Below are 11,671 nucleotides of genomic sequence, written 5' to 3'. Positions count from 1 at the left end.
AGCACCGCCGGAAAGCACCGCCGGAAAGCACCGCCGGAAAGCACCGCCGGAAAGCACCGCCGGAAAGCACCGCCGGAGAGCACCGCCGGAGAGCACCGCCGGAGAGCACCGCCGGAGAGCACCGCCGGAGAGCACCGCCGGAGAGCACCGCGGCCCGAGGCCCTTCCGGCCTCGTCCCTGCGGTCGCCCGCCTCCGCCCGTGCGGCGGAGGCACCCCGCCGTACAGGCCCCCGGCCGGGCTGGGGCCATGACCACGACGACCGCTCCCTCGACGACCGCCCCGGCCCCCGCTCCCCGTGCCCTCCGGGCTGTGGCGGTCGACCATGGCCGTCGGCGTACCAGTCGGCTTCAGCGAGGAGGTGCTGCGTACCGACTACGCATCCGTCATCGGACTGGCCGCGCTCCAGGAGTGCGCGGCCCTGCTCCCCCTCCTGCTGGTCACCGACCGCCTGCGGCTTCCCCGCCCCCGCGCGGTCGCCGCCACGGCCACGGTCCTCGCGGTCCTGGTCACGCTGGTCTGCCTCAGCCGGCTGGTGGTCTGGTTCACCGTCGGACACGACGGCACCTCGCCGGCACCGCGGCCGCCGTGATGGGCTGGGCCGGCCCCCTGCTGGCCGTGGTCGCCCGCTCGTACAGCCGGCGGCACCCGGCGTGACACCATCACTTACGTGCTCGACATCGGCTACTCCCTCTCCCGTCGCTTCCCGGACCCCCCGCAGACGGACTACCGCACCGCGGACGTGCGGTCGCTGCGCCACGATCTCTTCTGCGGTGACGTCTACCTCGCCGACACCAAGGCGGACCGCGAGGTGTCCACAGCCTGGGGATGGGTGCCCGTGCTGGACTTCGCGTGGGCGCTCTGCGACATCGTCGAGCAGCTCGACCGGGACCCGCGCGGCAACCGCTCGGCGAAGTCGCAGTACGCCGAACTGGACTTCACGGAGTCGAGCGACCGGATGCTGTTCGAGCGCCGCTTCGGCTGGGTCGACGTCGAGGCGGACTGGATGGCCGCCGAGGAGCCTCCGCTCACCTTCAGCCACAGCCTGCTCCGCCGCGAGGCCCGGGACTTCCTCCAGGACCTGATCGCCGACCTCGCCGACCTGCACGAGGGCCTCGCCGACAACCCGGTGATCTGGGACATCCAGGCCCGCTTCCCCCGGATCTGACGGACCACGTCCACCCCAGGCGTACTACGGCTCCACCCGCACCCCTATCTGCGCGGCGAACGCCGGGGCCAGATCCAGCAGCTGCGCCGGGCTGATCACCGCGCCCGACAGCCGGTCGACGCCCCGCGCGATGTCCAGTTCGGCCGCCGCCCGCATATCGACGTCCTTCATCCGGACCGCGCTGAAGTCCGCCCGCTTCAGTACGCAGTCCCGGAACTCCACCCGCTCCAGCTGAGCCTCCCCGAAATCCGCCTCCGCCAGCACGCACCCCTCGAACACGACGTCCTTGAGCCGCGCCTTGCGCAGATTGAGGTAGTCGATCTTCCCGCCCCGCACGAGCACCCGCTCCAGTACCGACCCGTGCAGCTGAACCCCGCCCAGCCGGGCGTCCAGCACCTCCACATCACGGAACGAGGCCTGCGCGAGATCGGTGCCCACGCCCCGGACACCGTCGAGCACACAGTCCACGAACCGCGCCTTGCCCAGCCGGGTCTCGTCCAGCGCGCAGCGGTACAGCCCGCAGTCCATGAAGCGGGCGCCGCGCCCCTCCTGCCCCGCGAAGTCCAGGTCCGTGAAGTCCAGCCCGTCGTAGTCCCCGTCGGATTCCAGCCCGCCCCCGTCGTACGCCCGCAGGGGCGGCAGCCGCACCTCCGGACGCCGCACGGCCTGTACGTCCTGTGCTCCTGATCCTTTTCGTGCCATGCGTCCATCGTGGACCAGAGGTCTGACAACGCACCTCCGGCAGCGATCTCAGCGCCGATCTCAGCGCCGGTCTCCCGATGTCACATCCCGGCCCACCCCGTCCGTCACCACCCGTGAGAGCGACCACGAGCGCGACCACGACGGGCAGGAGACCAGGACCATGCAGCGCATCAGTGTCATAGGCGGCGGCTTCGCCGGGCTCACCGCGGCCATCAGTGCCGCCGAAGCCGGCCTCGGAGTGACCCTGTACGAGTCCCACCACACCCTCGGCGGCCGGGCCAGGACCGCCGAAGGCCCGTACAGGACCAACGAGGGTCCGCACGCCCTCTACAACCGCGGCCCACACTGGACCTGGCTGAAGCAGCGCGACCTGATCGGCCCGCTCGGGGCGCTCCCGCCGCTCGAAGCGGCCCGGCTGCGGCTGCACCGTAATGGCGCACTGCACCGGCTACCGCCGCTCGCCATGCTGCGCCTGCTGCGCCGCCCGGCCCGGCAGGCGCCGGTGGACCGCGACTTCCTCAGCTGGGCCACCGAGGAGGTGGGCGCGGCGGGGGCCCGTGCGGCCGCGCACTTCACCGCCGCCGCGCTGTTCCACCACGACCCGGGCGCGCTGTCCGCGGCCTTCGTGCAGGAGCGGCTGCGCCGCACCACGAAGCTGCCGCCCGAGGCGCACTATCCTCGCGGCGGCTGGGCGTCGGTCATCGACCGGATGGCGGCGCGCGCCTGGAACCTGGGCGTACGGATCGAGACGAGCGTACGGATGGACGAACTGCCCACCCGTGAGGGGCCGGTGATCGTCGCCACCTCGCTGGACTCGGCGCGGCGGCTGCTCGGCGACTCCACGCTCACCTGGGACAGCGGCCGTACCGCGCTGATCGACCTGGCCGTACGCACGCGCCGAGGTGACGTGTTCGCGATCTCCGACCTGGACGCGCCCGGCTGGATCGAACGCTTCACCGCCCAGGACCCCAGCCTCGCCCCGGCCGGGGAGCAACTGATCCAGGGTCAGATCCCCATCGCGCCGGGCGAGTCGAAGGCCGACGGGGTCGCACGCGCCGAGCGCCTCCTCGACCTCGGCTTCCCCGGCTGGCGCGAACGCACCACCTGGCGGCGCGATTCCGTCGCCGCGGGGCGTACGGGTGCGGTGGACCGCCCCGGCACCACCTGGCGCGACCGGCCGGCCGTCGACCGCGGTGACGGGGTGTACCTGGCGGGCGACCAGGTCGCGGCGCCGGGCGTACTCAGCGAGGTGTCGTTCACCAGCGCCATCGAGGCGGTCACGCTGGCGCTGAAGGCAGTGGGCGCGCGCACCCGGGCCCTTGACCTCAAGCGCGCTTGAGGTAGTTGGCTGGCGACCTGACGGCACACCACATCGGCACACGCCCAAGGAGCCAGCCATGCACGCGATCCGCCTCCACGCCTTCGGCCCCGCCGAGAACCTCACGTACGAGAAGGCCGAGGACCCGCTGCCCGGCCCGGGCCAGGTACGGATCGCGGTCGCCGCGGCCGGGGTGCACCTCCTGGACACCGCACTGCGGGAGGGTATGCCCGGCCCGTACTCCAAGCAGCCGGAGCTGCCCACCATCCCCGGCCGCGAGGTGGCGGGCACGGTCGAGTCGCTCGGCGAGGGCACCGACCCGGCCTGGCTGGGCAAGCGGGTCGTGGCCCACCTGGGCATACCCCTCCCTTCCGGGGGACACCCCCGGACCCCCTCCGGCGGCTACGCCGAGCTGGCCGTCACCGATGCCGCGAAACTGCACGAGATCCCGGCGGGTCTCGACGAGGGCCAGGCGGTGGCGATGATCGGCACCGGCCGTACGACGATGGGCATCCTGCTGTTCGCGGACCTCAGGCCGGACTCCGTCGCGATCGTCCCGGCCGCGGCCGGCGGCATCGGCACGCTGCTCGTGCAGTACGCGAAGAACGCCGGCGCGACCGTCATCGGCCTGGCGGGCGGGCCGGAGAAGGTGGCCAGGGTGCGGGAGAACGGCGCCGATCTGGCCGTCGACTACAAGCAGTCCGACTGGCCGGATCGGGTCCGCGCCTTTCTCGATGGCAGGCAGGCCACGATCGTCTTCGACTCGGTGGGCGGCGACACCGCCCGCGCGGCCGTCGACCTGCTGGGCCACGGCGGCAAGCACCTGGTCTTCGGCTGGTCCGGGCAGGGCCTGCACGCCGGCGGCACGCTGACCTTCACGGCGGAGGAACTGGCCGAGCGCGGCATCGTCTTGGAGAGCGTGCTGGGCCCGGTGATGATGCAGAAGGCGGGCGGGGACAACCCCCTCCGGGTACTGGAAGAGCGCTCCCTGGCCGAGGCGGCGGCGGGCCGCCTGACCCCCGCGGTCCAGCGCTTCCCGCTCGCGGAGGCCGCGGCCGCCCACCGCGCCCTGGAGACGCGCGGCACGATGGGCAAGGTCGTACTCGTCCCGTAGGCGGGGCGGGGGCGGGGTTGGGCGACCCCATCCGCGTGGCGTTGAAGCAGCGTGGGCCGCACGGCCGGGACATCGAAACGTAATAGCGGCTCTCTGTCTGTACGGGTTCCAAGGCCCGTCAGAGTCGACCAGCCACGCCCAGAGGGCCTATGACCTGCGATGATGCAGCGAATCGGCCGCCCAGCCCCCAACCGTAAGCGCCCTTAACCGTGATTTCGCGGCCCAAGCCATGGCCCCCGTGCCTGCCTACGTGGCGGGGACGGGGGCTTTGGCGTACCAGGCGGCGACCCCTCTCCGCTCAGTCAGCGGTCGACTCAGCGTGACCGACTCCAGCAAGTGCCGTGCTGGTAGGCGGTCTTGACGATGTGCTCTGGCGGGGTGATGGTCGTGCAATCGAGCGCAATTGGATCGACACAGGGAGAGAGTATGCGGTTGCGTTTCCTCGGGATCATCCCGAACACGCCCGACACGGACTCGCCGACGATCTGGCTGGACGAGGACAGCGGGGATCTGCTGATCCAGTCGTACAAGGCCACGGAGGAGGAGGTGAAGGCGTGTCAGGAGATCGGCTCCATCCCGGGCCACTCCACGGACGTGCCGGATCACGAGACGATCATCCGGCTCCCAAAGGTCATGCTGAAGTACATCCCCCGGCCCCGACAGTGAGTAGCGACGATGACGAACCCCGTGCTTGAGGGGCTGGCCGAGGCCCGGCATTCCGCTGTGCACCTGGAGATGCGCGACGCCTACCAACCCAGCGACCCCGAGTTCATCGCGTGGCAGAACGGCAAGCGCCTTGATCCTGCCGCTGATCGGTCAGAGTGGTGGCGTCCGTTCCTGGACGTGGTAGCCGAGACGACATCGCGCGGAGTCGTCATGCGCCGGGCTCGGATCGTGTCGGAGCCGGTGACGGACTACATCCGGTACGAGTACGACGTGACGTTCCCGAACGTGGCGGCGGGTGAACTGGTCCGCTGGCTTCCCCGTCGCCGGGCGGCTGACATTCCACTGCCCGGCACCGATCTGTGGATGTTCGACCGTGAGTCGGTGCTGTTCACCTACTTCTCAGGGGTCGGGGAAGTGGTTGACCGGGAGTGGCGCACGGAACCGGCCGTCGTGGATCTGGTCAGCTCAGCCTTTGAAACCGTCTGGGAGTGGGCTACCCCCCACGAGGAATACAAGCCAGTCTGACGCCCCATGCCCGTCTCAGGATCATCAAGCGTCCAGCAGGCCCAGCAGGTCCTTGCCGACCGCCTACGCGAGTTGTGCAGGGACGCCGATTTGGACGGTAAGGATCTTGCTGCCGCGTGCGGTTGGCACCCGTCCAAGGTGTCGCGGATCTCGACAGCGAAGACCCAACCGTCTGCCGACGACATTCGGGCCTGGTGCCGGGCCTGCGGCGCGGAAGACCAGACGGAAGACCTCATTGCCTCTTTGCGGGCGGTTGAGGGCATGTGGGTGTCATGGCGCAGGATGGAGCGCGCCGGGCTGCGACGGGCGCAGGAAGCCCGCTTGCCGCTGTACGAGTGCACCCGCTGGTTCCGGGCGTACTCGCCGGGTCTCGTCCCCGGACTGATCCAGACGTACGGATACACGGAAGACGTGTTGCGCGCTGTCCAGCGGAGACGGGTTGAGATCGATGACGTGGCCGATGCGGTGGCGGCCCGCATGGAGCGTCAGCACGTGATTCACCAGGGGCAACGACGCTTCGCTTTCCTGGTTGAGGCGTCCGTCCTGAACAACGGGCTCGGCGACGCCGACACGCAGGCGGAGCAGCTTGACCACCTGCTGACGGTCGGAGCGCTGCCTAACGTCAGCGTCGGTGTGGTCCCGACCCGTCTCGGCCGTGCACGGATGCCGGTAGAGGGTTTCTGGATCTTCGATACCGCACAGGTGAACGTGGAGCTTGTCTCCGGGTACCTCACGATCACGCAGCCCAGCGAGGTAGCCGCCTACGCCGACACGTTCGCCACTCTGGCCGACATGGCGGTCTACGGCGCAAAGGCGCGCGCGCTGATCACAGCGGCATTGGACTCGCTCGGTTGATTGCTCTGCAATCACGTGCAATCGGCTGGGAGTTGAGGCTCCGCTGTTCCTAGCGTTGTCACCACACGGACGACGCGAGGAGACCGGGATGACGGAGCCGACGAGATACCCGACCGCGCCGGTAGAGCTCCCCTTGCGCTTGGAAGCTGAGCCGGCCCCTGTGTCCGGCTGTGCTGGCTGCACTGAGCTGGCGAACGTGCGGGACCAGGCACGGGCGGGCGGTGACATGACCACGGTGTCCGACTGCAACGTCTACATCCGGCGGCACCCGGAGGGGCCAGTGATCACGCAGGCGGACATTGGCCAGCGCGTGGAAGACGCGGCCGGACGCATCGGCATCCTGCGTGACGTGATCCCGGACTACGAGGACCCCGCCGATCCTCCGGGCGAACGCCGGAAGCGCCCTACGGCGTTTCTCTGGCCCGAGGGCGGCGGCAAGGAATGGCTGGTACGCCCGGCGGACGCTCAGCGCACATGACCGCTCCCTGATGACTCCGTCTCTGCTGGACGTAGCCGGAGCCGTTCCCCCACGGCACTGGCGTTTCGGCAGAGGCGGCGTAAGTCCCCGCCCCGATGGTGGAACCCTGGACAGGTCGAGCGGCCGGGGCGGGTTGCTGCATCACCGCATTGACAGCCACGACCAAGGAGGGCACGACATGCGCAATGCCCAGATCATCACCGCTGCGGGCGGAGGACACGGCGGAGAGGGAGGGGACGGGGGCGACCGACACCCCGGCCAGCCCTGGACGCCCCCGCAGGAGCCGCCGTCCCCTGACGGCGACACCCCGCCCGGTGACGGGACGCATCGCAAGTGACGCTCGACCCTGCGCAGGTGGAGCGCCCCAGCCGCAAGGAGCTGGGGCGCGTCCTCCTTGAGACGCGTGCGCTGTCGTCGGACTGGGCTCCGACCTTCGCGGCTGTGGACCGGGCTGCCTTCCTGCCTGACCTGATGTGGCCGTTCGACATGGACGCGGGCAAGAGCGTCGCCGTGGACCGGACAGACGGCCCGGACGCGTGGTACGCCACGGCGGACAGCAACGTCCCCATCGTGACCCAGTGGGATGACGGTGAGCACTCCGGCACCGAGCCCGGGAGGGTGTCCACCAGCTCCTCCTCCATGCCCTCCGTCGTGTACGCGATGCTTAAGACCCTTGACGTGGACCAGGCAATGCGCGTGCTCGACGTCGGCACAGGCACCGGCGAGACAGCCGGAGCCCTGACGCACCGACTCGGCCGCCGGAACGTGACCACGATCGAGGTAGACCCCTCCGTGTCACGACAGGCACGCGAGCGGCTCTGCGCGGCCAGGGTGTGCCCGGAGGTGGTCGTGGGCGACGGGTTCAAGGGCCACGCGGTCGCGGCACCGTATGACCGCATTCTGGCCACCGTCGGAGTCCGGGAGATCCCGGGGGCTTGGATCGAACAAACCCGGCGGGGCGGCCTGATCGTCGCCCCATGGGGCACGCACTACAGCAACGCGGATGCCGTCGCCAGGCTCGTCGTCGGTGCCGGGAAGGCGTCCGGGCACTTCACACGTCCCGTGGAGTTCATGAAGCTACGCGCTCAGCGGCTGTCGCTGCCAGGGCATGGCGAGTACGTCCCGACGAAGGGCATGGACCGTGCCGACACGTCCGCCACTGAGATCACCGAGGCGGAGTTCGTCACCGGGAGATACACCGCCCTTCCCTTCGCTCTGGGACTCCGCGTGCGGGACTGCGCCCAGGCTGCGGCGGACAAGCGGGACGGGGCCCGCCCGGTGTGGTTCTACGGGCTCAGTGACCGATCTTGGGCGTGTGTCATGTTCCGCGACGATCACGACAAGGCACGTGTCTGGCAGTCCGGCCCCCGTCGGCTGTGGGACGAGGTGGAGGCGGCCTACCGGTGGTGGGTTGCCTGCGGCAAGCCAGGCCACACCCGCTTTGGTCTGACGGTCACCGCCGAGGGACAGCGGGCCTGGCTGGACGATCCAGCCGACTCCTGGGCCGTCTGAGGTTCCGGACCTTACTGGCCCTAGACCCAATGCCGGTGACTTTGGCACCCGGCAGAGCCCACGGGTTCCAGCATCGCCGCAGGTCAACGACTCGCGTGCGCTGCTAAGTCAGTGCCATTGGCCCTAGACCGGCCCCGGTCGTCCGCTCCCCCGTGGCGGTGGCTGGGGCCTTCGCGTGTGCCTGGCCTACTCCGCCGTACCCAGCTTGACCAGGGCGTCATCCGTCAGCCGGTTCACCGTCCACTCCGACATTGACACCGCTCCCAGTGATCGATAGAACTCCACGGCAGACAAATTCCAGTCCAGGACGGACCACTCGAGCCGTTCGTACCCCCGCTCCACACAGATGCGCGCCAGCTCCGTCAGCAGCGCCTTGCCGTGGCCGCCGCCGCGCATCTCCGGGCGTACGTACAGGTCCTCCAGGTAGATACCGTGCACCCCGCGCCAGGTCGAGAAGTTCAGGAACCACAGCGCGAAGCCCGCCGTCTCGCCCTCGTCCGTCTCGGCGATGTGCGCGAAGGCGGCCGGGCGCTCGCCGAAGAGCGCTTCGTGCAGCTGGGCCTCGGTCGCCCGGGCCTCGTCGAGGGCCTTCTCGTAGTCGGCGAGCTCACGGACCATGCGGTGGATGGCCGGGACGTCTGCGGGCGTGGCGGTACGAATCATGGGGGCAGGGTAGGCGGCCGCACCGTCCTCTGGCCAAAGCATTCCGCGCTGCGAGCAGACCGCCCGGCAGCCAGGCCCGGCAAACCAGACCGGCAACCAGGCCCGGCAACCAGGCGCCCTGCCACCAGGCCCGCCGGCCCCTCCCGTCACCGCCCGAGCAGTACCCGCGCCACCTCGGCCTGCTCCTCCGACAGCTCCTGCTCGCCGTCCACGCCGTCCTCCAGGGCCCAGAGGCTGTTCTGCAGGACCCGCCCCAGCGTCCAGGCCCTCGCCCGCTCCCGGTCCAGCCCCAGTACCTCCGTCATCAGGTCGAACCGCCACCGCACCGCCGACGCGTCGAAGCGGTTCCAGAGCGCCGGCATCAGATCGAACCCCGGATCCCCGGCGAGCGGCTTGGGATCGATCGCCAGCCAGGGCTCCCGCACCCCGGCGAGGACGTTGTCGAAGTGCAGGTCCCAGTGGAGCAGCCGGTCACCCGGCTCGCCCGCCACCTCCCGTACGGCGGCCGCGCAGTCGGCCAGCAGCCGCCGCTCGTCCGCGTCCTCCAGGGCGTCAAGCGCCTGCGGTACGTCGTCGAGCATCGCCGCGGCGATGTCCCCGAGCCGGCGCAGGCCCGGCGGGGCCGGCACCGCAGTCAGCCGGGCCAGCAGCTCCGCGAGGATCTGCACCGCCTGCCGGTCGTCGTCGACCGACGACAGATGCCGCAACTCTCCCCCAGAGCCTTCGGCCTGGGAGGTACCCCCAAGCCACTCCAGAAGCATGGTGCCGGTCTCCGCGTCGTGCTCCAGCAGCTGTACGGCGCCGTCGCCGCCCCACACGCGCAACGCGACCGGCTCGCCCTCGCTCTCCTCGTCCAGCAGCTGCATCTTGAGCGCGGCGGCCGTCCCGTCCGCCCGCTCGACCGGGAGGACGAGCGAGGCCGCGCCGTACATCGAGGGCCCGGTGGGGCGCAGCGACCACCGCTCCAGGAACTCCGTGGCCCGGCCGGGCAGGGCGGCGATGAAGGCGCGGCCCTCCTCGCCGTTGTGCCTGACCTGGCTGGCCGCCAACTCCTCCGGAATGTCGATCACATGCCGAATCCTACGGCCGGGCCCGCGGCGCCCGCCTGGACAGCGGCATGACCACGGGTGTACCAACAGCCCCATGAGCACGATCAACGGCGGCATCTCCTTCTGGTACGCGCAGGACGGCACACCCGCCCCCCGCGAGCCCCTGCCCGGCGACGCGACCGCGGACGTCTGCATCGTCGGCGGCGGCTACACCGGCCTGTGGACCGCGTACTACCTCAAGAGGGCCGTCCCGTTCCTGCGGATCACCGTCCTGGAGCAGAAGTTCTGCGGTTACGGGGCCTCCGGCCGCAACGGCGGCTGGCTCTACAACGGCATCGCGGGCCGCGACCGCTACGCCAAGCTGCACGGCCACGAGGCCGCCGTACGTCTCCAGCGCGCCATGAACGACACCGTCACCGAGGTGGTGACCGTGGCCGGGGACGAGAACATCGAGGCGGACATCCACCAGGGCGGCGTACTCGAAGTCGCCTACACCCCGGCCCAGTTGACCCGGCTGAAAGCCTTCCACTCGGTGGAGATCGCCTTCGGCGAGAAGGAACGCGTCCTGATGGGCGCCCGTGAGACCGCCGACCGCATCCGCGTCACCGGAGCCGCCGGCTCCTCCTGGACTCCGCACGGCGCCCGCCTGCATCCCGTAAAGCTGCTCAAGGGACTGGCGGCAGCCACCGAAGCCCTCGGCGTCACCATCCACGAGTCGACGCCTGTCACCGAGATCAAGCCCAAGCACGCCGTCACCCCGTACGGCACGGTCCGCGCCCCGTACATCCTGCGCTGCACCGAGGGCTTCACGGCGAGCCTCAAGGGCCAGCACCGCACCTGGCTCCCGATGAACTCCTCCATGATCGCGACCGAGCCGCTGCCCCAGCACATCTGGGACACCATCGGCTGGGACGGCCGCGAGACCCTCGGCGACATGGCCCACGCGTACATGTACGCCCAGCGCACCGCCGACGACCGCATCGCGCTGGGCGGCAGGGGCGTCCCGTACCGCTTCGGCTCGAAGACGGACAACGACGGGCGCACCCAGCCCGCCACCGTCGAGGCACTCCGCGAGATCCTGGTCCGCTTCTTCCCCACCACCGCGGGCGCCCGTATCGACCACGCCTGGTCCGGCGTCCTCGGCGTCCCGCGCGACTGGTGCGCCACCGTCACGCTGGACCGCTCCACCGGCCTGGGCTGGGCGGGCGGCTATGTCGGCAGCGGTGTCGCCACCGCCAACCTCGCCGCCCGCACCCTGCGCGACCTGGTCCAGCAGGACGCCGGCCAGGCCGGCCCCACGGACCTCACCGCCCTCCCCTGGGTGAACCACAAGGTCCGCCGCTGGGAGCCGGAACCGCTGCGCTGGCTCGGCGTCCACGGCATGTACGCGGCCTACCGCACCGCGGACCGCCGCGAGGCAGCCGCCCACAGCACGGCCACGGACCCGATCGCCCGCGCGGCGGACCGCCTCTCCGGCCGCCACTGAGCAACCGAACGGCCCCGGCCCCGGCCCCCGCTCTCCGTCAGAGAAGCGTGTTGTACGGTTCCAGCCGCCGCTCACCCTGACCCGCGCGGCGAAGGGGGCGGCGGGCTTGCCCGTGCCCGGGTAGAGCCACAGCGCAC

At 70.8% G+C, this 11,671-nt stretch carries 13 protein-coding genes and 1 pseudogene; 11 read left to right on the top strand and 3 right to left on the bottom strand.

Annotated elements, in window-relative coordinates:
- Positions 1-323 precede the first annotated feature (323 nt).
- A complete protein-coding gene (locus tag NLX86_RS24465; RefSeq protein WP_254373925.1) occupies positions 324-590 on the top strand; it encodes a hypothetical protein in 267 nt (88 codons plus the stop codon).
- Positions 591-668: 78 nt separating this feature from the next.
- The gene (locus tag NLX86_RS24460; RefSeq protein ID WP_254373924.1) at positions 669-1,166 is read left to right on the top strand and encodes a hypothetical protein; all 498 of its coding nucleotides are present in this window, start codon (positions 669-671) and stop codon (positions 1,164-1,166) included.
- 24 nt (positions 1,167-1,190) lie between these two features.
- On the opposite strand, the gene NLX86_RS24455 is transcribed toward NLX86_RS24460, so the two are convergent.
- The gene (locus NLX86_RS24455; RefSeq protein ID WP_254373923.1) at positions 1,191-1,868 is read right to left on the bottom strand and encodes a pentapeptide repeat-containing protein; all 678 of its coding nucleotides are present in this window, start codon (positions 1,866-1,868) and stop codon (positions 1,191-1,193) included.
- A 160-nt stretch (positions 1,869-2,028) separates the two neighbouring features.
- On the opposite strand from NLX86_RS24455, the gene NLX86_RS24450 reads away from it, so the two are divergent.
- The 8 genes and pseudogenes from NLX86_RS24450 (at position 2,029) to NLX86_RS24415 (ending at position 8,336) form a co-directional block, all read left to right on the top strand.
- Positions 2,029-3,207: an FAD-dependent oxidoreductase gene (locus tag NLX86_RS24450; protein WP_254373922.1), complete on the top strand. Its 1,179-nt coding sequence runs from the start codon at positions 2,029-2,031 to the stop codon at positions 3,205-3,207.
- Positions 3,208-3,265: 58 nt separating this feature from the next.
- Positions 3,266-4,300: a zinc-binding dehydrogenase gene (locus NLX86_RS24445; protein ID WP_254373921.1), complete on the top strand. Its 1,035-nt coding sequence runs from the start codon at positions 3,266-3,268 to the stop codon at positions 4,298-4,300.
- Between the two features lie 426 nt (positions 4,301-4,726).
- On the top strand, positions 4,727-4,966 hold the full coding sequence (locus tag NLX86_RS24440; protein ID WP_254373920.1) for a hypothetical protein: 240 nt from the start codon (positions 4,727-4,729) through the stop codon (positions 4,964-4,966).
- A gap of 9 nt (positions 4,967-4,975) precedes the next feature.
- The gene (locus tag NLX86_RS24435; RefSeq protein ID WP_254373919.1) at positions 4,976-5,491 is read left to right on the top strand and encodes a DUF6879 family protein; all 516 of its coding nucleotides are present in this window, start codon (positions 4,976-4,978) and stop codon (positions 5,489-5,491) included.
- A 6-nt stretch (positions 5,492-5,497) separates the two neighbouring features.
- Positions 5,498-6,346, top strand: a complete 849-nt coding sequence (locus NLX86_RS24430; RefSeq protein ID WP_254373918.1) for a helix-turn-helix transcriptional regulator — start codon at positions 5,498-5,500, stop codon at positions 6,344-6,346.
- Positions 6,347-6,434: 88 nt separating this feature from the next.
- A pseudogene (locus NLX86_RS24425) lies at positions 6,435-6,623 on the top strand (hypothetical protein); the annotation flags it as partial.
- 379 nt (positions 6,624-7,002) lie between these two features.
- Positions 7,003-7,161, top strand: a complete 159-nt coding sequence (locus NLX86_RS24420; protein ID WP_254373917.1) for a hypothetical protein — start codon at positions 7,003-7,005, stop codon at positions 7,159-7,161.
- A complete protein-coding gene (locus NLX86_RS24415; protein WP_254373916.1) occupies positions 7,158-8,336 on the top strand; it encodes a methyltransferase domain-containing protein in 1,179 nt (392 codons plus the stop codon). Before NLX86_RS24420 ends, NLX86_RS24415 begins: the two co-directional genes overlap by 4 nt.
- A 186-nt stretch (positions 8,337-8,522) precedes the next feature.
- Here the strand turns inward: NLX86_RS24415 and NLX86_RS24410 are convergent, their stop codons facing one another.
- Positions 8,523-8,999 carry a GNAT family N-acetyltransferase gene (locus NLX86_RS24410; RefSeq protein ID WP_254373915.1) on the bottom strand — a complete coding sequence of 159 codons (477 nt, stop codon included), beginning with the start codon at positions 8,997-8,999 and terminating at the stop codon, positions 8,523-8,525.
- A 146-nt stretch (positions 9,000-9,145) separates the two neighbouring features.
- The gene (locus tag NLX86_RS24405) at positions 9,146-10,069 is read right to left on the bottom strand and encodes an aminoglycoside phosphotransferase family protein (RefSeq protein ID WP_254373914.1); all 924 of its coding nucleotides are present in this window, start codon (positions 10,067-10,069) and stop codon (positions 9,146-9,148) included.
- A 73-nt stretch (positions 10,070-10,142) separates the two neighbouring features.
- On the opposite strand from NLX86_RS24405, the gene NLX86_RS24400 reads away from it, so the two are divergent.
- On the top strand, positions 10,143-11,534 hold the full coding sequence (locus tag NLX86_RS24400) for an FAD-binding oxidoreductase (protein WP_254373913.1): 1,392 nt from the start codon (positions 10,143-10,145) through the stop codon (positions 11,532-11,534).
- Positions 11,535-11,671 lie beyond the last annotated feature (137 nt).

This window comes from Streptomyces sp. A3M-1-3 (assembly GCF_024213665.1).
Classification (GTDB): domain Bacteria; phylum Actinomycetota; class Actinomycetes; order Streptomycetales; family Streptomycetaceae; genus Streptomyces.
This window is presented reverse-complemented; position numbering and strand designations above follow the sequence as displayed.

Bases quoted from the DNA above. Each gene is read 5' to 3' on its own strand.
- NLX86_RS24465 (WP_254373925.1), top strand. From the start codon at position 324: ATGGCCGTCGGCGTACCAGTCGGCTTCAGCGAGGAGGTGCTGCGTACC.
- NLX86_RS24455 (WP_254373923.1), bottom strand. From the start codon at position 1,868: ATGGCACGAAAAGGATCAGGAGCACAGGACGTACAGGCCGTGCGGCGT.
- NLX86_RS24450 (WP_254373922.1), top strand. From the start codon at position 2,029: ATGCAGCGCATCAGTGTCATAGGCGGCGGCTTCGCCGGGCTCACCGCG.
- NLX86_RS24445 (WP_254373921.1), top strand. From the start codon at position 3,266: ATGCACGCGATCCGCCTCCACGCCTTCGGCCCCGCCGAGAACCTCACG.
- NLX86_RS24440 (WP_254373920.1), top strand. From the start codon at position 4,727: ATGCGGTTGCGTTTCCTCGGGATCATCCCGAACACGCCCGACACGGAC.
- NLX86_RS24435 (WP_254373919.1), top strand. From the start codon at position 4,976: ATGACGAACCCCGTGCTTGAGGGGCTGGCCGAGGCCCGGCATTCCGCT.
- NLX86_RS24430 (WP_254373918.1), top strand. From the start codon at position 5,498: ATGCCCGTCTCAGGATCATCAAGCGTCCAGCAGGCCCAGCAGGTCCTT.
- NLX86_RS24420 (WP_254373917.1), top strand. From the start codon at position 7,003: ATGCGCAATGCCCAGATCATCACCGCTGCGGGCGGAGGACACGGCGGA.
- NLX86_RS24410 (WP_254373915.1), bottom strand. From the start codon at position 8,999: ATGATTCGTACCGCCACGCCCGCAGACGTCCCGGCCATCCACCGCATG.
- NLX86_RS24400 (WP_254373913.1), top strand. From the start codon at position 10,143: ATGAGCACGATCAACGGCGGCATCTCCTTCTGGTACGCGCAGGACGGC.